Origin of the sequence: Achromobacter sp. Root565, from assembly GCF_001427425.1 — a bacterium.
Classification (GTDB): domain Bacteria; phylum Pseudomonadota; class Gammaproteobacteria; order Burkholderiales; family Burkholderiaceae_B; genus Achromobacter; species Achromobacter spanius_D.
This window is the reverse complement of record NZ_LMGO01000010.1, coordinates 48,167-68,838: the sequence shown is the minus strand read 5'-3', so window position 1 is coordinate 68,838 and position 20,672 is coordinate 48,167. Positions and strand designations below refer to the sequence as shown.

Sequence of the window (20,672 nt, the reverse complement as noted above, 5' to 3'; positions counted from 1 at the left end):
GCGCGTGCAATGTGCCCGGGGGGGCGCGCTGCGGACAGGAGCCCGCCATGCAGCCGCTTAAAGAGGAAAAAGCTTCAGATAAAAGCGCCCGGGGCAGCGATGCCCCGGATGACCGTGCCGGGCAAGAGACGCCCGGCGATGCCGGCGCGGCGTCGAACGCCGAGCCGCTGCCGTTCTTCGATGCTCATCGCCGTCTGATGTTATGCGCCGGCATGCTGCTCGTCGTCGCGGGCGCGCTATACGCCGCCGGTCTCCCGCCCAGCCTTGCCATCCTGCTTGGCTTTGACGCCGGGGCGCTGGTCTTCCTGATCCTTACCGTGCGCGTGTTCGGCCGCACCAGCGCCGCTTCCATGCGCCTGCACGCCCGCCAGCACGACGTCGGCCGCACCGGCGTCCTGTGGAGCAGCGTCGCGCTGTCCTGCATGGTGCTCGTCGCGCTGTGGGTCGAACTGCACGCGCGGAGCAGCGTCGGCGCGCTGGTGGACACGCTGGCCGCCGCCGCGACCATCGTGCTGTCGTGGCTCTACATGAACATGATCTTCGCGCTGCACTACGCCCACGGGTACTACGGCCATAAGAACGCCATGCACAAGGGCCTGGATTTTCCCGGCACGGACGACCCCGACTATTGGGACTTCGCGTATTTCTCGCTGGTGCTGGGCATGACGTTCCAGGTGTCGGACGTGCAGATCGTCAACCGGCGGCTGCGGCGGATGGCGATGACGCATGGCGTCATCGCGTTCTTCTTCAATGTCTTCATCATCGCGATCAGCGTGAATGTGGCGGCGGGGCGGGCGTAGGGGGAAATCCCGGCGGCGCGCCTTGCGCGGCCTCAGACCGGAATCGGATTGTCGACCAGGCTTTGATTGAACGCGTGCACGAAGGCATGCTCATTCGAACCGGGGTTGTCGCGCAGATCGCGAATGGCGTCGACGAGCACTTCGGGCGCATCGCTCGCCAGCTTCTGCATCGTCTCGGCGATGAAGGCGTCCAGCGGCATGGCCCGCGGATCGCCGCTCTTCTTGATCAGGTCCGTGTCGACCCACGGCGGCGCGATCTCCTGCACCGTCACATTGGTGTCGCGCAGCATGAATCGTTGCGACAGCGCGTACGAATGCAGGGCGGCCTTGGCCGCCGAGTACACCGCGTTGGTGGCGATTGGCACGTAGGCGAGCATCGACGTGTTGTGGATGATCGTCGCGCGCGGTTGCGCCTTCAGATGCTGGATGAGGGCGGACGTGAGGCGGATCGGTCCCAGCAGGTTCGTTTCCAGGATCTGCTGCGACACGGCGTCGTCGACCGTGGACGAGGGATCATCGAACGGCATGATGCCCGCGTTGTTGATCAGCACGTTCAGCGTCGGGTATTTGGCGATCAAGGTCTTGGCGACGCGGTCGATATCCTGAGCATCCGAGATATCGAGCTGAATACCTTCGATACCCGGATGCGCCGCGGCGATCTCGTCCAGCAGTGCCTGCCTGCGGCCGGCGATGATGACCTTGTTGCCCAGGTTGTGAAAAGCGACGGCCAGCGCGCGGCCGATGCCGGAAGTGCCGCCGGTGATGAAGAGGGTGTTTTGCGTCAGTTGCATGTCGGTGCCTCGGTGGGTTGCGGTGTGGTCACTATGAGGCAGTTCGGTTGTGGCTCAAATGTCAATAAAGCGTCGTTTTAGGACATAAGGTATTGATGTTCATTGACGAATGCCGTTTGGCTTGAATAGCCTGTATCCGACATTTACAGACACGGGTTTGAACATGCGCCAGATCGGCCTCATTCTCGAAGACGGTTTCCAGGTCATGGGCCTTGCCGCGCTCGCGGCCTTCGAGTTCGCGAACATCGCGCTGGACCGCGACGGTTACCGCGTCACCATCTTGTCGGAAGGCGGCGGCCTCATCCGGTCCACCATGAACGCCGGCATCGAGACGGTCGCCCTGGGCGTCATGCCCGACACGCTGATCGTTGCGGGCGAACTGTTGCCGGGGCCGATCTCGCCCGGCCTTGCCCGCTACGTGGCGCGCGCCGCCACCGAAGCGCGCCGCGTCGCGGGCGTCTGCACGGGCGCGTTCGTCCTTGCGCAGGCAGGTCTCTTGAACGGCCGCACCGCCACCACGCACTGGGCGCACGCGCGCAGCCTGCAGGAACGCTTTCCCGAGGTGCGTGTCGAGCCCGACCGCATCTTCGTGCGCGACGGCAACATCTGGACGTCCGCCGGCATGTCGGCCGCCATCGATCTGGCCCTTGCCCTGATCGAAGACGACCACGGCGCGGCGCTGGCCCGCGACGTTGCGCGGCGGCTCGTGGTCTATCACCGCCGGCCGGGGGGGCAATCGCAGTTTTCCGCCTTGCTGGAACTGGAGCCGCGCTCTGACCGGGTTCAGCGGGCGCTGGTCTACGCCAAGGAGCATCTGCGCAATCCGCTGACGGTCGAGGAACTGGCCGACGCAGCCAGCCTGTCGCCACGGCAGTTCAGCCGGGTGTTCCGCGAAGAGACGGGGCATTCGCCCGCGAAGATGGTGGAGCTGCTGCGGCTGGAAGCGGCCCGCGCAATGCTGGAAGAAGGGCGGCATTCGCTGGACATCGTGGCGCGGGATACCGGCTTCGCGGACCGCAACCGCATGCGGCGGGCGTTCCTGCGCGCGTATGGCCAGCCGCCGAGCGAGGTCAGGCGCGGGGCGCAACTGGCCGCCACATAACGCGGCATAGTGCGGCATTGCGCCGCTGAATCTGACAGGGCGTTGAACGCCGGCCGCTGTAGCGCAATGTCGCTGACGCCCGAAACGATGTGATCTAAGATGCGCCATTCGCTCGCGGGCACACGCCTGGCGCGCGGCACCGGCGAACGCGGCGAACCGAGGCAAAGGCCTCGCGCCGATTTCAGGCCGGCACCGATCGATATCCACGCTCTCCACGTCTGCCTTGCACTCTCCATCGCCCGCGACGCGTCCTCTCGATTGGCTGAACTTCTTCGTGGCCGATGTGCGGGACGGACTTGGCCCGTATCTCGCCATCTACCTGCTTGCCGTCCATCATTGGCGCCCCGACAGCATCGGGCTCGTCATGACGATATCCGGGCTGGCTGCGCTGGCGGCCCAGACACCCGCGGGCGCGCTGGTGGACCGCGCATCGAACAAGCGCGCGCTCCTGATCGCTGCCGCCGTGCTCGTGACGGTCGCATGCATGGCGGTCCTGGCCAGCCCGAACCTCGCGTGGGTCACGCTGACGCAGGCGGTGGCGGGCGTCGCATCATCGGTGTTCGCGCCCGCCATTGCAGGCATCACCCTCGGGCTGACCACTGCGCACGTCTTCACGGAACGCATCGCGCGCAACGAGTCGTTCAACCACGCGGGCAACGGGGTGGCAGCGCTGCTGGCGGGCGGCCTCGCGTACGTGTGGGGTCCGGTCGCGGTGTTCTACCTGATGGCGGCGATGGCGCTGGCCAGCGTGGCTGCGACGATGCGCCTTCCCGCGCATATCGATCCGGATAAGGCGCGTGGCCTGGAAGCTGGCCACGATTCCGCCGCGCACGGGCAGCCCGTGCCGCTGCGCCAGTTGCTGTCCAACCGGCCGCTCGTGCTGCTGGCCGTGAGTTGCGCGCTGTTTCACCTGGCCAATGCGGCCATGCTGCCGCTGGTCGGGCAAAAGCTTGCCCTGGCAAACCCGGCGCTGGCCACGCCGCTCACCGCCGCCTGCATCGTCGCGGCGCAGTTCGTGATGATTCCCGCAGCGATGGCAGTGGGGCGGTATGCGGACCAGTGGGGGCGCAAGCCGCTGCTGCTGATCGGTTTCCTCATCCTGCCGTTGCGCGGCGTGCTCTACACGTTCTCCGACGATACGGCGTGGCTGGTGGGCGTGCAGCTGCTCGACGGCATCGGCGCGGGCATCTTCGGCGCAGTGCTGCCGCTGATGGTGCTGGACCTGACGCAGGGCACCGGCCGGTTCAATGCGAGCCTGGGCGCCGTCACCACGGTGTTCGGTATTGGCGCATCGCTCAGCAACGGGCTCGCCGGCCTGATTGTGCAGCACGCGGGTTACAGTGCAGCGTTTCTTGCGCTTGCCGGCATTGCCGCGCTGGCCTGCGTGACCTTGCTGGTGTTGCCGGAGACGCGCGGCGCCGCCACGGCGCGCGCGGCATCGGCGTCTTCTTCCCTTCCTTGACCGTCCTCTGAACGCATGTCGCTATCCAATGCCGTGATCTGGTTGATTGCCGCCGCGACCACCATGGCCATCCTCTTTCGTCCGTGGCGGTTGCCTGAATACGTGTGGGCCACGACCGGCGCAGTCGCGCTGGTGGCGCTGGGATTGCTGCCTGCCGCGCAGGCCGGCAGCGCCATCCTCGAGGGCACCGACGTCTACCTGTTCCTGATCGGCATGATGCTGGTGGCCGAGGTCGCCCGACAGGCGGGCCTGTTCGACTGGGTGGCGGTGGCTGCGGCCGATCACGCGGCCGGGTCGGCGCGGCGGCTGTTCGATCTGGTGTTCCTGGTAGGCACGGTGGTCACGGTGCTGCTGTCCAACGATGCGACTGCGGTCGTGCTGACGCCCGCCGTCTATGCGGTGGCGCGCGTGGTCGGCGCGCCGCCGTTGCCTTACCTGTATGTCTGCGCCTTCATCGCCAACGCGGCCAGCTTCGTCCTGCCGATCTCCAATCCCGCCAACCTGGTGGTGTTTGGGGACCGCATGCCCGCGCTGGGGCCGTGGCTGGCGCACTTTGCGCTGCCGTCCGTCTTGGCCATCGGCTCCACGTACGTCACGTTGCGGCTGGTGTTTCGCGATGATCTGCGGCAACCGTTGAAGGCCTCGCCGCCGTTGCCGCCCCTGACGTGGCCGCTGCGCATGGCCGCGCTGGGCGTGGCCATCACCGCCGGGACGCTGCTCATCACGTCAGCGCTGGGTCATCGTCTGGGTCTGCCGACGCTGATCGCCGGCTGCGTGTCGGCGGCGCTGGTGCTGGCGGTTACGCGGTCGGGCCCGCTGCGTCTCATCAAGGGCGTTGCGTGGGGCGTGCTGCCCCTGGTGGCCGGATTGTTCGTGCTGGTCGAAGGCATGGCCGCCAGCGGCGTGCTGCAGGATCTGGCAAATCTGATGCGGGGCTTGTCCGCCGACGCTGCGTTGTGGGCCGGCGGCGTGGGCGCCGCGCTGTCGGGCAACGTCATCAACAATCTGCCGGCCGGGCTGATGGCGGGGACGCTGGCCCGCATGGCCGACCTGTCCAGCGCCACGACCGCCGCGCTGCTGATCGGGATCGACCTGGGGCCCAATCTGTCGGTAAGCGGCTCGCTCGCCACCTTGCTGTGGCTGCTGGCCGTGCGCCGCGAAGGCATGCATATCAGTGCGCTGAGCTTTCTGCGGTTGGGCATTGTGGTGATGCCCCCCGCGCTGATCCTGGCGCTGGGCGCGCTGCACGTCTTCAGTTGACGCGGCATGTCTTGAATTGACGCGGCGCGCGGGCCCGGTGATGGCTCGCGCGCCCGTCCGGTCCCGCGTCAGAACGTGCCGCGGACCGTCAGACGCCGGTTGCGCCCAATCTCCACAGCGACGTCATTTCCTTCGACCGCGCCGCATACAGGGGATCATTCGCGTCCCGCGCCTTGCCGTGCACCGGCCGCGTATCCAGCTTTTCGATCACGCGCAGTCCAGCGGCCTCGATCATTTCCAGCAACTGTTCGCGCGTGCGCAAGCCCAGGTGCTCGGCCAGGTCCGAAAGAATCAACCATCCTTCGCCGTTCGGCGTCAGATGATCCTTCAATCCATTCAGAAACCCGCGCAGCATGCGGCTGTCCGGGTCGTACACGGCATGTTCCAGCGGCGAGCTGGGCCGTGCCGGCAGCCACGGCGGGTTGCAGACGATCAGCGACACGCGGCCGTCGGGGAACAGATCCGTCTGTTCGACGTCCACCTGTCCCGACAAGCCCAGACGTTCCAGGTTCTCGCGCGCGCAGGCGATGGCGCGCGGATCCGTGTCGGTGGCGATGACGCGCTTGCCGCCGCGGCGGGCGATGACCGCTGCGAGCACGCCGGTGCCCGTGCCGATATCAAAGGCCACGCTGCCGCGCGGCATCGGGGTGTTGGCGATCAGATCCACATATTCGCCGCGCACCGGCGAAAACACGCCGTAGTGCGGGTGGATGCGGTTGTTCAGGGCGGCAATTTCAACGCCCTTTTTGCGCCATTCGTAGGCGCCGATCAGGCCCAGCAGTTCGCGCAGCGACGCGACGTAGGGCGTATCGCCCGGCACGTTCGCGGCTTCGCAGGCCAGATGCGCGTCAGGCGCGCGGCGCAAGGGGATGGTGTGGCCGGCGTCGAAGGGAATCAGCAGCATGCCCAGGATGCGGGCGCGCTGCGACTGGACCTGACGATGCTGGTTGAAGGCCTCACGTTGGGTTTCTACCGGTTTGCGCGGACGCTTGTCGACGCGGCGCGTGATGGCCTGCAACAGCTGGCGCGCGTTCTGGAAATCGCCGCGCCACAGCAGGCCGACGCCTTCGCAGGCGTGGCGGTAGGCCATGTCGGCGGTCAAGGTGTCGTCGGCAACGATGACGCGCTTGGGCGGCGTGGCGCCGGTTTCCGAGTGCCAGCGGGCCGAGCGGGCGACGCCGTTTTCTTCCCAGTGCAGTTCAGGCGCGTTCAAGATGTCGCTCCGGTGGGAAAAAGGGGGAAGGGCAGGATCATGGGTGTGGCACATAAAAGATAAGGGCGCGGGCTGCCAATGTAGCAGCTTCGCGCCCTGGGACTGGCGCGCGGCGCTTGCGGCGCCGCGGCATTGTGGGGTCAGTGGAACAGGACGACGGCCTTTTGCAGCGTGATCCAGATGCCCCAGGCCAGCGGGATGCCGACGCAGGCCCACGCAAAGACGATCAGCGCGGGCGGCGTGCGGAAGCTGGACCTGCCCACGCCGTGGGTTTCGGAGGCGACGGCGCGCTCGTGCGCCAGCGCCTTTTCCTTGGCCAGTTCCTCGTCGGTCATGAAGTACTTGGCGTTGACCGGACGGATGGCCAGGTTGCACAGGAATCCCACGACCAGCATGCCGGCCAGGATGTACATGGTGATGTCATACACCTGGGCGCGCGGCACGCCGATGGACAACTGGTACTCGCGAATGTAGTTGACGAGGACCGGGCCGAAAATGCCTGCCGCCGACCACGCGGTCAGCAACCGGCCGTGGATGGCGCCCACCATCTGGGTGCCAAACAGGTCGGCCAGGTAGGCCGGCACGGTGGCAAAGCCCCCGCCGTACATCGACAGGATGACGCAGAAGGCCGCCACGAAAAGCGCCAGGGCGCCGATGTGCGCGGTCCAGGGAATGGCGGCGTACAGGAAGAAACCCAGCACGAAGAAGACGAAGTACGTCATCTTGCGGCCCAGCTTGTCCGACAGGCTGGCCCAGAAGAAGCGGCCGCCGATGTTGAAGAGGCTGAGCAGGCCGGTGAAGCCGGCGGCAATGGCGGCGATGGCCGCGAGCTGGTCCTTGTCGAGCTGGCCGAAACCCAGTTCAGGCTTGTCGATCAGTCCGCCGCCAAACACCTCCTGCAGCAGCGGCGACGCCATCCCGAGAATGCCGATGCCCGCGGTGACGTTCAGGCACAGCGCCCACCAGACCAGCCAGAACTGCGGCACGCCCCAGACGCGTTTCACGTGGACGTGGCGCTGCGTGATCATGACGTTGTTGACCTGCTTGGCGGGCGGCGTCCAGCCGGCGGGCTTCCAGCCGGTGGGCGGCACGCGGTAGCCCAGGGCGCCGGACATCATGAAGATGAAGTACACCAGCGCCATCGTCAGAAAGGTCTGCCAGACGCCCGGCGAGGTTGGTGTCGCGAAGTGGCGCATCAGCAGGTCGGCCAGCGGCGCGCCGATCATGGCGCCGCCGCCAAAGCCCATGATGGCCATGCCCGTCGCCATGCCGCGGCGGTCCGGAAACCATTTGATCAGTGTGCTGACCGGCGAGATGTATCCCAGCCCCAGCCCGATGCCCCCGATCACGCCCGACCCCAGCCACAGCATCCACATCTGGTGCAGGTAGATGCCGATAGCCGAAATGACCAGGCCGCCGCACCAGCACAGCGCCGACACGACGCCGGCCTTGCGCGGGCCGGCGCGTTCCAGCCAGCCGCCCCACAGCGCGGCGGAACACCCCAGCAGCACGAAGAACAGGGTGTACATCCACCCCATCGTCGAGATCTTCCAGTCACAGCTCGTGGTGAAGAGCTCTGCCGCGAGGCTCATGTCGGGCGGGCAGGCCAGGGGTTTCGCGCCGCCCACCACCTTGGACAACGGCAGCCAGAACACGGAAAAGCCATAGGCCATGCCGATGCACAGGTGGATGGCCAGGGCGGCCGGCGGCACCAGCCAGCGCGAGAAGCCCGGCCCCGCGATAGTGCGTTCTTTGTCGAAAAAACCCGGTCTTGAGCCGGGTAGGTCCAGGGTGGCGCTACTTTCCATGATGTCTCCTCAGGGGTGCGGCTTTATAGCGTGCGTCGGCCGGAAAAGCCCGGTGACGCCGCCTCTTTTATGGATCTGTTGCTGTCCTGCCACTTCGGGGTGGGCCGTCATGAGGCGGCCCGGGTGCGCTATGCGACGCGCGCAAGCGGGGTAAGGCGCTTGCGATGTTGGGTGACCGCCTGCAGCACCAGCGGATGCAGTTGTTCCTCGCCGGCATCCCCGTCGGGGCTGCGCGCCAGAAAGTCCAGCAATTCGTTGCGCATGCGGGGCTCCCAAAACTTCTGGATGTGATTGGTGACGCCTTCCAGCGCCTCGGGCCGGTCCGGCATGGCGTCGAAGAACTGGCCGATGCGGTTGGCCATGCGGATCAGGTTGACGATTTCCATTGCTATCTGGCGTCCGGTTCAGGTGAGGATGCGTTCGGGGTGGGTATAGATGGTGGCGTCGCCATCGCGCGTGAAGCCCAGCAGCGTCACGTTGGCGTCGGTGGCCAGGCGGATGGCCAGGGCGGTGGGGGCGGAGACCGAGGCCAGCACGGCGACGCCGGCGGCTGCGGTCTTCTGCACCATCTCGAAGCTGGCGCGGCTGGATACCACGACGATGCCGTCGCTGCCGTTGACCGCCTGCCGCGCCAGGGCGCCGGCCAGCTTGTCCAGCGCGTTGTGGCGCCCCACGTCTTCGCGCACCAGGGCCACGGCGCCGTCGGCGCCCGCCCAGCCGGCGGCGTGCGTGGCGCCGGTGATGTCGTGCAGCGTCTGGCGCGCACGCATGTCGCGCATGGCGGCCAGCACGGCCTCGATGCGCACGGGTGCGCCGTTGGTCACCGGGGCCACCGGCCGCAGCACTTCGGGCAGGGTTTCGACGCCGCACAGGCCGCAGCCGGTGCGTCCGGCCATGGCGCGGCGCCGCGTTTTCAGGCGCATTTCACAGGCGGACGAGATCTCCAGTTGCACGACGATGCCGCCGCATTGCGGCAGCAGATCGATGCCGCGCACGTCGCTGACGCTGCCGACGATGCCTTCGGACAGCGAGAACCCCACGGCAAAGTCTTCCAGGTCTGCCGGCGTGGCCAACATGGTGGCGTGGCTGATGCCGTTGTATTCCAGCGCCACCGGGGTTTCCTCGGCCACGTAGTCGGTCTCGGCGTCGGGGGCGATGGCCCCCGATCGCACGCGGATGACCTCGGTCGGCGTGCAGTCGGGGCGGGCGGTGGTCGGCGTAGGCATGGGATCCCTGGCGTGCTGGCTGTCGGTTACTTCCCGGTCAGCGCCGCCTCGGTCTCGCGTGAGCGTTCGCGCAGGAGCTTTTGCTGGATATCCGCAAATCGCGACCATTGCCGCTGCCATTCCGAAGGCTGCGACACGCGCGTCACCTGCACGGCCGTGACCTTGTACTCGGGGCAGTTGGTCGCCCAGTCGGAGCTGTCGGTGGTGACGACGTTGGCGCCGGACTCGGGAAAGTGGAACGTGGTGTATACCACGCCCGGCTGCACACGGTCGGTCAGCGTGGCACGCAGCACGGTCTCGCCGGCGCGGCTCTGGATGCCGACCCAGTCTCCCTCGGCCACGCCCCGGTCTTCGGCGTCCTGCGGATGGATTTCCAGCACGTCCTCGCCATGCCACATCACGTTGGGCGTGCGGCGGGTCTGCGCGCCCACGTTGTATTGCGACAGGATGCGGCCCGTGGTCAACAGCAACGGGAAGCGGCGCGTGCTGCGTTCATCGGTAGGCACGTACTTGGTGATCATGAAACGGCCCTTGCCGCGCACGAACTGGTCGATGTGCATGATGGGCGTGCCGTCCGGCGCGTCGTCGTTGCACGGCCATTGCAGGCTGCCCAGCTTGTCGAGCTTGTCATACGTGACGCTGGCGAATGTGGGCGTGAGCCGCGCGATTTCTTCCATGATCTCGCGCGGGTGCTTGTAGTTCATGGGGTAGCCCAGCGCGTTGGACAGCGCCACCGTCACTTCCCAATCGGATTTGCCGTTCTTGGGCTCCATGACCTTGCGCACGCGTGAGATGCGGCGCTCGGCGTTGGTGAAGGTGCCGTCCTTTTCCAGGAACGAGGAGCCCGGCAGGAAGACGTGGGCGTACTTGGCGGTCTCGTTCAGGAACAGGTCCTGCACCACGATGCACTCCATCGCCGCCAGCGATGCCGCCACGTGCTGCGTGTTGGGATCGGACTGCACGATGTCCTCGCCCTGGCAGTACAGGCCCTTGAACGACCCGCCCAGCGCGGCCTCGAACATGTTGGGGATGCGCAGGCCGGGCTCGGGCTGCAGCGTGACGCCCCAGTCCTTTTCGAATTGCGCGCGCACGGTGTTGTCGGAGATGTGGCGGTAGCCGGGCAGTTCGTGCGGGAACGAGCCCATGTCGCACGACCCCTGCACGTTGTTCTGGCCGCGCAACGGGTTGACGCCCACGCCTTCACGGCCGATGTTGCCGGTGGCCATCGCCAGGTTGGCGATCGCCATGACGGTGGTCGAGCCCTGGCTGTGCTCGGTGACGCCCAGGCCGTAATAGATGGAACCGTTTCCGCCGGTGGCAAACAGGCGCGCCGCGCCGCGCACGGCCTGCGCGGGCACGCCGGTGATTTCTTCCATGGCTTCCGGCGAGTTCTCGGGCAGCGAGACGAAGTCGCGCCATTCCCGGAATGCCTTTTCCTCGCAGCGCTCGGCCACGAAGTCCTCGGCGATCAGGCCCTCGGTGGCGATGACGTGCGCCAGTGAGGACAGCAGCGCGGTGTTGGTGCCGGGCCGCACCTGCAGGTGGAAGTCGGCCTTGATGTGCGGCGAGCTGACCAGCTCGATGCGGCGCGGGTCGATGACGATCAGCCGCGCGCCTTCGCGCAGCCGGCGCTTCAGGCGCGAGGCGAACACGGGGTGGCCGCTGCTGGGATTGGCGCCCATGACGATGACCACGTCGGTGTGCATGACGGAGTCAAAGGTCTGCGTGCCGGCCGATTCGCCCAGCGTCTGCTTCAGGCCGTAGCCGGTGGGTGAATGACACACGCGTGCGCAGGTGTCGACGTTGTTGGTGCCGAAGGCGGCGCGCACCAGCTTTTGCACCAGCCAGGTTTCTTCGTTGGTGCAGCGCGAGGACGTGATGCCGCCCACGGCATCGCGCCCGTACTGGCTCTGAATGCGGCGGAACTCAGAGGCCGCGTAGTTGATGGCGTCGTCCCAGGACACTTCCTTCCAGGAATCCGTGATGTGCTTGCGGATCATGGGCTTGAGCACGCGTTCCTTGTGCGTGGTGTAACCCCAGGCAAACCGCCCCTTCACGCAGGAATGGCCGCGGTTGGCCTGGCCGTCCTTCCAGGGGACCATGCGCACGACTTCCTGGCCCTTCATCTCGGCCTTGAAGCCGCAGCCCACGCCGCAGTAGGCGCAGGTGGTCACGACCGAGTGCTCGGCCTGGCCCATCATGATGACGGTCTTTTCCTGCAGGGTAGACGTGGGGCAGGCCTGCACGCAGGCGCCGCAGGACACGCATTCGCTATCGAGGAAGGGCTGGTCCTGGCCGGCCGACACGTGCGAATCGAACCCCTTGCCGGAGATCGTCAGCGCGAACGTGCCCTGGGTTTCCTCGCAGGCGCGCACGCAGCGGTTGCAGACGATGCACTTGGACGCGTCGAAGGTGAAGTACGGGTTGGATTCGTCTTTTTCGGCCTTCAGGTGGTTGGCGCCGTCGTAGCCGTAACGCACGTTGCGCAGGCCCACTACGCCCGCCATGTCCTGCAGTTCGCAGTCGCCGTTGGCCGGACAGGTCAGGCAATCGAGCGGATGGTCCGAGATGTACAGTTCCATCACGCCGCGCCGCAGATCGTGCAGCTTGGGGGTTTCGGTAAAGACCACCATGCCATTCTCGGCGGGCGTCGTACAGGACGCCGGGTAGCCGCGGCGGCCTTCGATCTGCACCAGGCACAGGCGGCATGATCCGAAGGGTTCAAGGCTGTCGGTCGCGCAGAGCTTGGGGATGTTGATGCCGGCGTCCGCGGCCGCGCGCATCAGCGACGTGCCTTCGGGGACGGTGATCTCCTGGCCGTCGATGGTCAGGGTGACGGTCTTTTCGGACACGCGCGCCGGCGTGCCCATGTCGCGATCGCGCTTGATGACGGTTTCTAGCATGGCGGTCTCGGGTTCAGGCCACGTGGGCGGCAGACTGGGAGGACTCGATGCCGAAGTCCTGCGGAAAATGGTTCAGCGCGGACAGCACCGGGTAGGGCGCCATGCCCCCCAGCGCGCACAGCGAACCGCCAAGCATCGTGTCGCACAGGTCGCGCAGCAGATGCACCTGCTGCTCGCGCTGTTCGCGGCTTTGGTTGCCGCCTGCGATCTTGTCGATGGTTTCCATGCCGCGCGTGGAGCCAATGCGGCAGGGCGTGCACTTGCCACAGGACTCGATGGCACAGAACTCCATGGCGTAGCGCGCCATGCGCGCCATGTCCACGGTGTCGTCGAACGCCACCAGACCGCCATGGCCGATCATGGCCGAGATCTGGATGTAGGCCTCGTAATCCAGCGGCACGTCCCATTGCGATTCGGGCAGATAGGCGCCCAGCGGGCCGCCCACCTGCACCGCGCGCAGCGGCCTGCCGGACGCGCTGCCGCCGCCGAATTCATACAGCAGATCGCGCAGGGTCAACCCAAAGGCCTTTTCGACCAGCCCGCCGTGCTTGAGGTTGCCGGCAAGCTGGAACGGCAGCGTACCGTGCGAGCGGCCCACGCCGTAGTCGCGGTAGTACGCCGCGCCTTTGGCCAGGATGATCGGCACGGTGGCCAGCGAGATGACGTTGTTGATGACGGTGGGCTTGCCGAACAGGCCCGAGATGGCGGGCAGCGGCGGTTTGGCGCGCACGACGCCGCGCTTGCCCTCCAGGCTTTCCAGCAGCGAGGTCTCTTCGCCGCAGATGTAGGCGCCGGCGCCCTTGCGTACTTCCAGGTCGAAGCGGCGGCCGCTGCCATGGACGTCGTCGCCCAGCCAGCCGACGCTGCGGGCGCGTTCGATGGCCGCTTCGAGCGTGGCGATGGCGTGCGGGTATTCGGACCGGACGTAGATGTAGCCGTAGGTCGCGCCGACCGCCAGGCCCGCGATCGTCATGCCTTCGATCAGGACGTACGGATCGCCTTCCATCAGCAGGCGGTCGGCAAAGGTGCCGGAGTCGCCTTCGTCGGCGTTGCAGACGATGTACTTGGTGTCGCCGGGCGTGCCCGCCACGGTCTTCCACTTGATGCCGGTGGGAAACGCCGCGCCGCCGCGGCCGCGCAGACCGGATTCCACCATTTCGTCGACGATCTGGGCGGGCGCCATGGCCAGCGCGCGCTTCAGGCCCTGCAGCCCGCCATGCGCGGCGTAGTCCTGCAAGGACAGCGGATCGATCACGCCGACGCGGGCGAACGTCAGGCGCTCTTGATGCTTGAGATAGGGGATTTCCTCGGTCAATCCCAGGCGCAGCGCATGTTCGCCGCCCGTCAGCCAACCGGCGTCGAACAGCGACGCGACGTTTTCCGGCTGCACCGGACCGTAGGCGATGCGGCCTTGCGGCGTGGCGATTTCAACCAGGGGTTCCAGCCACAGCAGGCCGCGCGAGCCGTTGCGCACCACCTGCACGGACAGGCCGCGCTGGTCGGCGATGCGTTCGACCTCACGGGCCACGATATCGGCGTCCATGGCCAGCGCCGCGGCGTCGCGCGGCACGTAGATGACGACGGGGGCGCTCATGGCGTGTCCTCCAGCGTGCGGGCCAGCAGGCGGTCGAGCTTGGCTTCGGTAACGCGGGCGTGCGGCTGGCCGTCGATCATGACGGCGGGCGACTGCGCGCACAGGCCCAGGCAATACACCGGCTCCAGCGTGAAGTTGCCGTCAGGCGTGCTGCCGTGGAAGTCACAGCCCAGCGCGGTGCGCGCGTGGGCGGCCAGGCGTTCGCCGCCCATGGACTGACAGGCCTCGGCCCGGCAGACCTCGAGCGTGTGGCGCGCGGCCGGCTCGGTGCGGAAATGGGGGTAGAACGTGATGACGCCGTGGACTTCGGCGCGGGAAAGGTTCAGGGCCTCGGCGATGGTTTGCACCGCCTCGGCCGGAATACAGCCCAGTTCGTGCTGGACCGCGTGCAGCACCGGGAGCAGCGGGCCGGGCTGGTCTTGCAGCCGGGCAAGGATACGGGCCGTGGCCGCGATGGCCGGGGTGGTGGATGCCTGGGCGGCGTCCAGGGCCAGCTTGCCGCCCCGTGCCCCACCGCTGGATGCCAGATCGGATTTTGCCTCGCGCAGGTGCACGTCGGTCTCCTCCTGTGTTGCATGACCCCGTCAACGGGGGCTTATGTGGCGGTTGGATCACAGCCAATTAATATGTTTAAAAAAACATATTAACCGCGCGTCCGCCGCGTTATTTGTGTACTCTAACGAGGTACTTGAACGCCTTCAATAAGAAATAAATGACATATAAGTTCCGAATCGGCCTGCGGCCGCAATGGACATTGGGCGGAGACGACGAGGCGACCCCCGTGCCGTTGCAGGACATGCTTGCGTTGCTGGCAGCCATCGACGCCACCGGCAACATCGCAGGCGCCTGCCGCGCCTGCGGACTGTCGTACCGGCACGCCTGGGGCGTGTTGCGGCGCTTCGAGACCCTCTTTGGCACGCAACTCCTTATCACCAACCGTCGCCAGGGCACGCAGTTGTCGCCCTTTGCGCAGCGCCTGCTGTGGGCCAACCGCCGCATCGAGGCGCGATTGATGCCCACGCTGGACAGCATGGCATCCGAACTGCAAGAGGAACTTGAACGCCTGCTGCCCGAAAGCGGCCCGCATCTGCGTCTGCACGCCAGTCACGGGTTTGCGGTGGAATCGCTGATGCAGCACATGAGCGGCCGCACGCCCGGGCTGGAACTGCGCTATCGCACGGCGATCGAGGCGCTGGCGTCGCTGGAACGGCACGAATGCGACCTGGCGGGCTTCCAGGTGCCGCTGGGCGATTTTGAATCACCCATCATGGAACGCTACGCGCAATGGCTGCATGCGGACGACTACATGCTGATCCACCTGGCCGTGCGCAATACGGGGCTCTTCGTCACCGCCGGCAATCCCAAGCAGATCCGAGGCATGGCGGATCTGGCGCGCCGCGACGTGCGCTTCGTGAACCGGCAGATCGGTTCCAGCACGCGGTACCTGGTCGGCCTGATGCTGCAGCGCGCCGGCGTGTCGATCGGCGAAGTGCAGGGCTACGAGACCAACGAATTCACCCACATGGCGATTGCCGCGCACATTGCCAGCGGCATGGCCGATACCGGGGTGGGGGTGGAGACGGCGGCGTGCCGGTTTGGGCTGGACTTCATTCAGCTGGTGCGCGAGCGCTATTTCTTCGCCATCCGCAAGGCGTCTTTGGACACGCCAGCCATGCAGGATTTGCTGTCCATCATGCGCGGGCCGGATTATGTCGGTTACGTGGGCCAGCTCGTCGGCTACGACGCCCGCGATACGGGCCGGCTGCTGACTTTGGAAGAGGCTTTTCCCCGAGAACGCGCGCCGCGATCCGCCGGGATATGATGTGCCAATGAGCAAAGTGATTTTCCTTGCCGATCACCGCGGCGCACCGCTTTCCGTGGCGCCCGGGGAACTGCCGCCGCCCGGGCAGCCCGCGCTGGACCAGCGCGCGCGTCCGCTGCGTGACCTGCGCATTTCCGTCACCGACCGCTGCAACTTCCGCTGCACGTATTGCATGCCGCGCGAGGTCTTCGACAGCAGCTACAGCTTCATGCCGCATTCGGCGCTACTGTCCTTCGAAGAAATCAGCCGGCTGGCCGGCATCTTCACGCAGTTGGGCGTCGAAAAAATCCGCCTCACCGGCGGCGAGCCGCTACTGCGCAAGCACATCGAAAACCTGGTCGGCATGTTGGCCGACCTGCGCACGCCGCAGGGCCGGCCGCTGGACCTGACGCTCACCACCAACGGCAGCGTCCTAGCGCGCAAGGCCGCCGCACTGAAAAGCGCCGGGCTTACGCGCGTGACGGTCAGCCTGGATGCGCTGGATGCGGCCATGTTCCAGGGCATGAGCGACAGCGGCTTCACGCCGGACGATGTGCTGCGCGGCATCGATGCCGCGGCGGACGCGGGTCTTGCGCCCGTCAAGGTAAACATGGTGGTGCGCAAGGGGCTTAACGACGGGCAGATCCTGCCCATGGCCGAGCGCTTCCGCCACAGCGGCCACATATTGCGCTTCATCGAATACATGGACGTGGGCAACAGCAACGGCTGGAACCTCGACGAAGTCGTGCCGTCGCGCGAAGTGCTGGACCGCATCGGCGCCGTGCATCCGCTGGAACCCGTGGAGTCTGTGGAAATGGGCCGCGTGGCCGAACGCTGGCGCTATGTGGACGGCGGCGGCGAGATCGGCGTCATCTCCAGCGTCACGCACGCGTTCTGCGGAGGCTGTACGCGCGCGCGCCTGTCGCCCGAAGGCAAGCTCTATATGTGCCTCTTCGCCCACGAAGGCCACGACCTGCGCGCCCCGTTGCGCGACGGCGCGACGGACGAAGAACTGGCGCGAATCCTGGCGGGCATCTGGTCCGCGCGCGGTGACAACTATTCCGAGCTGCGCGGCCGGAACATGGCGGATCCGTCGCGCAAGATCGAGATGAGCTACATCGGTGGTTGAATCTTCATTGGCACGTGGTGCTGTCGCCGGGTTGATCCTGGCCGGCGGCCAGGGCACCCGCATGAACGGGCAGGACAAAGGGCTGGTCGTCTTGCGCGGCGAACCGATGGTGGCGCATGTGGCACGTTGCCTGGCGCCGCAGGTTGGACGCTTGATCATCAGCGCGAACCGGCACGCGCCGGTGTATGCGCAATACGGCGAGGTTGTTGCGGACGGCGCGCCTGAACTGGGCGAATGGCAAGGCCCATTGATGGGCATCGCGGCGGCGTTGTCGGCGGTTTCTGCGCAAGATACCGCCACGCCGCAATGGCTGGTTGTCTCACCGTGCGACACCCCGTTCGTGCCCGCCGACTTGGCAAGCCGCCTGATCGGCGCGGCGCGGGCGGCCAGTGCGCCGATGGCTTACGCCGTCGCCCAAGGCCAACGGCATTCCGCCTGCATGGCGCTGCGCACGGCATTGCTACCTGAATTGCTGGCCTACTTGCGTGGCGGCGATCGCAAGGTCGGGCTGTGGCAGGCAAGGGCGGGCGCGGTCGAAGCGGTGTTCGACGATGCGCCGCCGCATGCCTTCATGAACGTCAATACGCCAGAAGAGCTGGCGCTGGCTGAACGCTACGCCAGCCAGTGACGCAGGTCGTAGTAAGCGACCGTGTCCCTGTCCTGCACCAGCACGTCCGCTGGCAGGCGCGCAAGACCCGTGGACCACGGCAATGAGCTGATCACGCCCGACCCCTGATGACCGTACGGCACGAGCTCGCTGCCGCCTTCGTCCGCCACGCGGCATTGCACGCGCAGGAATTCCTCGCGGCCATCCTGGCGCGGCTGCGCGGTGCGCAGAGGCAATTGGCTGACCGGCGGGAAGATGTCCTCGCGGCCCTGCATGCGGCGCATCAGCGGCGTTACCAGCGTGGCGAACACGGCATAAGCCGACACCGGATTGCCGGGCAGGCTGACCACGGGCTTGCCGTCGATCTGCGCCAGCGCCACCGGCTTGCCGGGCTTCATGCGCACCTTCCACAGCGACAGCTCGCCGCCCAGCGCGGCCAGCGCGGGCTTGACCAGATCGCGCTCGCCCACCGACACGCCGCCCACGCTCAGGACCAGATCGCAATCGGCCAGCAGGGTCTTGAAGGCGGCCTGCAGGTCGGCCTCGGTGTCGCGCGCGTGCAGCACGTGGACGGGCAGGGCGCTCATGCCGCGCACCATCGCCGCCAGCATCGGGCCGTTGGAGTTGTAGATCTGTTCCGTGGCGCGCGGCTGGCCCGGCAGGACGAGTTCGTCGCCGGTGGTCAGGATGCCGACGCGCAACTGGCCGTAGACGGGCACGGTGGCCATGCCCTGCGAGGCCAGCAGTGCAACGTGCGCGGCCTGCAGCAGCGTGCCCGCCGGCAGCAGCGCGGCGCCGGCCATCGTGTCTTCGCCGCGGCGGCGGATGTGCTGGCCCGGCCGGGGTTCGCGCGAAATCTGCACGTGGTTGTCGGCTTCGGTCGTGTCTTCCTGCATGACGACCACGTCGGCGCCCGCCGGAATCACGCTGCCCGTAAAGAGGCGGATGGCGTTGCCGGGCTTCAGGGGCTCGGGCACGTCGCCCGCGTAGCAGCGCTGCTGGATGGGCAGGCGGGCCTCGGGACTCCAGTCGGCCAGGCGCAGCGCGTAGCCGTCCATGGCGCTGTTGTCGGCCGGCGGAATGTCCACCGTGGCGTCAAGATGGCTGGCGAGCACGCGGCCGCTGGCCTGCGCCAGGTCGACGTGCTCGATGCGTTGGAGGGGGGCGCCGGCGTTGGCCAGCAGGGTCTGGGCTTGATCGAAATCCAGCATGGGTCAGGCTTCTTCTTCGCGGTTCTTGAACTGTGAGGCGAAATTGCAGGGGCCATGGCCGCTGTCGAGCTGCTCGCGCAGAATCTTGGTCCAGGCGGTCTCGCACGCATTGTTAGAGCCCGGCAGGCAGAAGATCAGCGTCTGGTTGGCCGACCCCGCGAACGCGCGCGACTGGATCGTGGAGCTGCCAATCTCGGTGTAGGAAATCTGGCGGAAGAGTTCGCCAAAGCCAGGGATCTCGCGGTCCAGCAGCGGCATGATGGCCTGCGGCGTGTGGTCGCGATGCGAGAAGCCAGTGCCGCCGGTGGTCAGAATGACCTGCACTTCGGGGTCGGCGATCCAGTCGCTGATGATGCGGCGGATCTGATAGATGTCATCGCGCACGATGTCGCGCCGGACGCACTGGTGGCCGGCTTGCGCCAGGCTGTGCGCCAACAGGTTGCCAGACGTGTCATCGCCCGCGCTGCGAGTGTCGCTGATCGTCAGTACGCCGCAGCCCAACGGGATCGGAATGGCTTCGCTCATGGATTTTCCTTTTTGTCGGCAGTGTCTTCGTCCCAGGCATCCGTGCGGTCCTGGTCGGATTGGCGCTGTTCCACCCAGAAGCTGTTGCCGCCCGCCAGGGTTTCGCGCTTCCAGAAGGGCGCGCGCGTCTTGAGCGCGTCAATGATGTATTCGCAGCCGCGGAAGGCGTCGCCGCGATGGGCGCTGGCCGCCGCCACGAACACGATCTGCGCATTGCGGTGCAGCGCGCCCACGCGGTGCACGATGACCGTGCCGGCCAGATTCCAGCGCGCGCGGGCCGTGGCGGCGATGTCTTCGAGCTCGCGCTCGCACATGCCCGGATAGTGTTCAAGATAGAGCGTGTCGGTGGGCGTGTCCGGCGCGTAGTCGCGTACATAGCCCACGAAGGTCACGATGCCGCCCACCCCGGGACCGGCGGATTCCCGCAGCGCGGCGGTGAGCGAAGCGCCGTCGAAGTCGGCTTCCTGGACGCGGATCATGGCGTCAGCCCCCCGTGACCGGCTCGAATACCGCGACTTCGTCGCCGGCGCGGATCGGGGCGGTGGGCTTGGCGTGTGTCTGGTTGATGGCCAGCTTCAGGCGTGTGGCCGGTTCCAGCTGGGGATAGCGTTCGCCCAGCGCGGCCAGCAGTTGCGCGCCGGTGGATTCGCCCTGCACGGGCCAGATTTCGGTGCGCTTGCCGACCAGTTCGGCCACGCGCGCGAAGTACAGCAGATTAATCGTTGCGCCATTCACCACTTTTACCTCCCGCCTTGTACTTAAGACGAACTTGTTCGATCACGATGCCTTTGTCGGCCGCCTTGCACATGTCGTAGATGGTCAGCGCAGCAACGCTGCACGCCATCATGGCTTCCATTTCGACGCCCGTCTTGTAGCTGGTGCGGCAGGTGGACAGGATGTCGATGCGATGCTCGGCGTCGTCCAGCGAGAATTCCACACCGACGAAGGACAGCGGCAGGCTGTGGCACAGGGGGATCATGTCGGCGCAGCGCTTGGCGGCCAGAATCGCGGCCACGCGCGCCGTGTTCAGCACCTCTCCCTTGCCCTGGCCCGGCTGGGTCAGGAGGCCATAGGCCACGGCGTTCATGCGGATGGTGGCGGCGGCGATCGCCACGCGCTCGGTATCCGTCTTGGCGATGACGTCGACCATGCGGACCTGGCCGGCTTCGTCCAGGTGACTCAAGGTGGGGGTGGTCTCGGACATGGAAATCGGGATCAAGAATTGTTAATGAATGAAAAG

General features: G+C 66.8%; 20 protein-coding genes. 7 read left to right on the top strand and 13 right to left on the bottom strand.

Going from position 1 to position 20,672, the window contains the following annotated elements; genetic code table 11:
• The first annotated feature begins 47 nt into the window (after positions 1-47).
• Positions 48-800 (top strand): DUF1345 domain-containing protein, encoded by a 753-nt coding sequence (locus tag ASD71_RS27030; protein WP_200949495.1) that lies wholly within the window; start codon positions 48-50, stop codon positions 798-800.
• 32 nt (positions 801-832) lie between these two features.
• On the opposite strand, the gene ASD71_RS27025 is transcribed toward ASD71_RS27030, so the two are convergent.
• Positions 833-1,591 (bottom strand): SDR family oxidoreductase, encoded by a 759-nt coding sequence (locus tag ASD71_RS27025; RefSeq protein ID WP_056571779.1) that lies wholly within the window; start codon positions 1,589-1,591, stop codon positions 833-835.
• A 163-nt stretch (positions 1,592-1,754) separates the two neighbouring features.
• Between ASD71_RS27025 and ASD71_RS27020 the strand changes: the two genes are divergently transcribed.
• The 3 genes from ASD71_RS27020 (at position 1,755) to ASD71_RS27010 (ending at position 5,415) form a co-directional block, all read left to right on the top strand.
• A complete protein-coding gene (locus ASD71_RS27020; RefSeq protein ID WP_056571923.1) occupies positions 1,755-2,693 on the top strand; it encodes a GlxA family transcriptional regulator in 939 nt (312 codons plus the stop codon).
• Positions 2,694-2,916: 223 nt separating this feature from the next.
• The gene (locus ASD71_RS27015; protein ID WP_056571778.1) at positions 2,917-4,155 is read left to right on the top strand and encodes an MFS transporter; all 1,239 of its coding nucleotides are present in this window, start codon (positions 2,917-2,919) and stop codon (positions 4,153-4,155) included.
• Between the two features lie 15 nt (positions 4,156-4,170).
• Complete coding sequence (locus tag ASD71_RS27010; protein ID WP_056571775.1) at positions 4,171-5,415, top strand: arsenic transporter; 1,245 nt, start codon at positions 4,171-4,173, stop codon at positions 5,413-5,415.
• An 88-nt stretch (positions 5,416-5,503) separates the two neighbouring features.
• Here the strand turns inward: ASD71_RS27010 and ASD71_RS27005 are convergent, their stop codons facing one another.
• The 7 genes from ASD71_RS27005 to ASD71_RS26975 all read right to left on the bottom strand — a co-directional run bounded on the left by ASD71_RS27005 (position 5,504) and on the right by ASD71_RS26975 (position 14,713).
• Positions 5,504-6,628, bottom strand: coding sequence for a class I SAM-dependent methyltransferase (locus ASD71_RS27005; protein ID WP_056571773.1), 1,125 nt, complete (start codon positions 6,626-6,628; stop codon positions 5,504-5,506).
• Positions 6,629-6,768: 140 nt separating this feature from the next.
• Positions 6,769-8,436 carry an OFA family MFS transporter gene (locus ASD71_RS27000; RefSeq protein ID WP_056571770.1) on the bottom strand — a complete coding sequence of 556 codons (1,668 nt, stop codon included), beginning with the start codon at positions 8,434-8,436 and terminating at the stop codon, positions 6,769-6,771.
• Positions 8,437-8,564: 128 nt separating this feature from the next.
• Positions 8,565-8,822 (bottom strand): formate dehydrogenase subunit delta, encoded by a 258-nt coding sequence (locus ASD71_RS26995; RefSeq protein WP_056571767.1) that lies wholly within the window; start codon positions 8,820-8,822, stop codon positions 8,565-8,567.
• Between the two features lie 18 nt (positions 8,823-8,840).
• Positions 8,841-9,662, bottom strand: coding sequence for a formate dehydrogenase accessory sulfurtransferase FdhD (gene fdhD, locus ASD71_RS26990; protein ID WP_056571765.1), 822 nt, complete (start codon positions 9,660-9,662; stop codon positions 8,841-8,843).
• Between the two features lie 26 nt (positions 9,663-9,688).
• On the bottom strand, positions 9,689-12,565 hold the full coding sequence (gene fdhF / locus ASD71_RS26985) for a formate dehydrogenase subunit alpha (RefSeq protein WP_056571762.1): 2,877 nt from the start codon (positions 12,563-12,565) through the stop codon (positions 9,689-9,691).
• A gap of 13 nt (positions 12,566-12,578) precedes the next feature.
• A complete protein-coding gene (locus ASD71_RS26980; RefSeq protein WP_056571759.1) occupies positions 12,579-14,159 on the bottom strand; it encodes an NADH-quinone oxidoreductase subunit NuoF in 1,581 nt (526 codons plus the stop codon).
• The gene (locus ASD71_RS26975) at positions 14,156-14,713 is read right to left on the bottom strand and encodes a formate dehydrogenase subunit gamma (RefSeq protein ID WP_056571757.1); all 558 of its coding nucleotides are present in this window, start codon (positions 14,711-14,713) and stop codon (positions 14,156-14,158) included. The genes ASD71_RS26980 and ASD71_RS26975 overlap by 4 nt, the downstream gene beginning before the upstream one ends.
• Positions 14,714-14,871: 158 nt before the next feature.
• Between ASD71_RS26975 and ASD71_RS26970 the strand changes: the two genes are divergently transcribed.
• The 3 genes from ASD71_RS26970 to mobA are packed head-to-tail and all read left to right on the top strand — an operon-like array spanning position 14,872 to position 17,717.
• Complete coding sequence (locus ASD71_RS26970) at positions 14,872-15,981, top strand: substrate-binding domain-containing protein (RefSeq protein ID WP_056571753.1); 1,110 nt, start codon at positions 14,872-14,874, stop codon at positions 15,979-15,981.
• Between the two features lie 7 nt (positions 15,982-15,988).
• Positions 15,989-17,089, top strand: a complete 1,101-nt coding sequence (moaA, locus tag ASD71_RS26965) for a GTP 3',8-cyclase MoaA (RefSeq protein WP_056571750.1) — start codon at positions 15,989-15,991, stop codon at positions 17,087-17,089.
• 7 nt (positions 17,090-17,096) lie between these two features.
• On the top strand, positions 17,097-17,717 hold the full coding sequence (gene mobA, locus ASD71_RS26960) for a molybdenum cofactor guanylyltransferase MobA (protein WP_056571747.1): 621 nt from the start codon (positions 17,097-17,099) through the stop codon (positions 17,715-17,717).
• Here mobA and glp read toward each other — a convergent pair.
• The 5 genes from glp to moaC are packed head-to-tail and all read right to left on the bottom strand — an operon-like array spanning position 17,702 to position 20,636.
• Positions 17,702-18,907, bottom strand: a complete 1,206-nt coding sequence (glp, locus tag ASD71_RS26955; protein WP_056571744.1) for a gephyrin-like molybdotransferase Glp — start codon at positions 18,905-18,907, stop codon at positions 17,702-17,704. The two genes, mobA and glp, sit on opposite strands and share 16 nt — an antisense overlap.
• A gap of 3 nt (positions 18,908-18,910) precedes the next feature.
• Positions 18,911-19,432: a molybdenum cofactor biosynthesis protein B gene (moaB, locus tag ASD71_RS26950; RefSeq protein WP_056571741.1), complete on the bottom strand. Its 522-nt coding sequence runs from the start codon at positions 19,430-19,432 to the stop codon at positions 18,911-18,913.
• A complete protein-coding gene (locus ASD71_RS26945) occupies positions 19,429-19,911 on the bottom strand; it encodes a molybdenum cofactor biosynthesis protein MoaE (protein ID WP_056571738.1) in 483 nt (160 codons plus the stop codon). Before ASD71_RS26945 ends, moaB begins: the two co-directional genes overlap by 4 nt.
• A gap of 4 nt (positions 19,912-19,915) precedes the next feature.
• Entirely contained in the window at positions 19,916-20,167 is a 252-nt protein-coding gene (locus ASD71_RS26940) for a MoaD/ThiS family protein (RefSeq protein ID WP_056571920.1), read from the bottom strand.
• Entirely contained in the window at positions 20,148-20,636 is a 489-nt protein-coding gene (moaC, locus tag ASD71_RS26935) for a cyclic pyranopterin monophosphate synthase MoaC (RefSeq protein ID WP_056571735.1), read from the bottom strand. Before moaC ends, ASD71_RS26940 begins: the two co-directional genes overlap by 20 nt.
• Positions 20,637-20,672 lie beyond the last annotated feature (36 nt).

Excerpts from the sequence above, each read along its gene's own strand:
- moaC (WP_056571735.1), bottom strand. The coding sequence starts at position 20,636 with ATGTCCGAGACCACCCCCACCTTGAGTCACCTGGACGAAGCCGGCCAG.
- ASD71_RS27010 (WP_056571775.1), top strand. The coding sequence starts at position 4,171 with ATGTCGCTATCCAATGCCGTGATCTGGTTGATTGCCGCCGCGACCACC.
- ASD71_RS27030 (WP_200949495.1), top strand. The coding sequence starts at position 48 with ATGCAGCCGCTTAAAGAGGAAAAAGCTTCAGATAAAAGCGCCCGGGGC.
- ASD71_RS27025 (WP_056571779.1), bottom strand. The coding sequence starts at position 1,591 with ATGCAACTGACGCAAAACACCCTCTTCATCACCGGCGGCACTTCCGGC.
- fdhF (WP_056571762.1), bottom strand. The coding sequence starts at position 12,565 with ATGCTAGAAACCGTCATCAAGCGCGATCGCGACATGGGCACGCCGGCG.
- fdhD (WP_056571765.1), bottom strand. The coding sequence starts at position 9,662 with ATGCCTACGCCGACCACCGCCCGCCCCGACTGCACGCCGACCGAGGTC.
- glp (WP_056571744.1), bottom strand. The coding sequence starts at position 18,907 with ATGCTGGATTTCGATCAAGCCCAGACCCTGCTGGCCAACGCCGGCGCC.
- ASD71_RS27000 (WP_056571770.1), bottom strand. The coding sequence starts at position 8,436 with ATGGAAAGTAGCGCCACCCTGGACCTACCCGGCTCAAGACCGGGTTTT.
- ASD71_RS27020 (WP_056571923.1), top strand. The coding sequence starts at position 1,755 with ATGCGCCAGATCGGCCTCATTCTCGAAGACGGTTTCCAGGTCATGGGC.
- ASD71_RS26995 (WP_056571767.1), bottom strand. The coding sequence starts at position 8,822 with ATGGAAATCGTCAACCTGATCCGCATGGCCAACCGCATCGGCCAGTTC.
- ASD71_RS26980 (WP_056571759.1), bottom strand. The coding sequence starts at position 14,159 with ATGAGCGCCCCCGTCGTCATCTACGTGCCGCGCGACGCCGCGGCGCTG.
- ASD71_RS26970 (WP_056571753.1), top strand. The coding sequence starts at position 14,872 with ATGACATATAAGTTCCGAATCGGCCTGCGGCCGCAATGGACATTGGGC.
- moaB (WP_056571741.1), bottom strand. The coding sequence starts at position 19,432 with ATGAGCGAAGCCATTCCGATCCCGTTGGGCTGCGGCGTACTGACGATC.
- moaA (WP_056571750.1), top strand. The coding sequence starts at position 15,989 with ATGAGCAAAGTGATTTTCCTTGCCGATCACCGCGGCGCACCGCTTTCC.
- ASD71_RS26945 (WP_056571738.1), bottom strand. The coding sequence starts at position 19,911 with ATGATCCGCGTCCAGGAAGCCGACTTCGACGGCGCTTCGCTCACCGCC.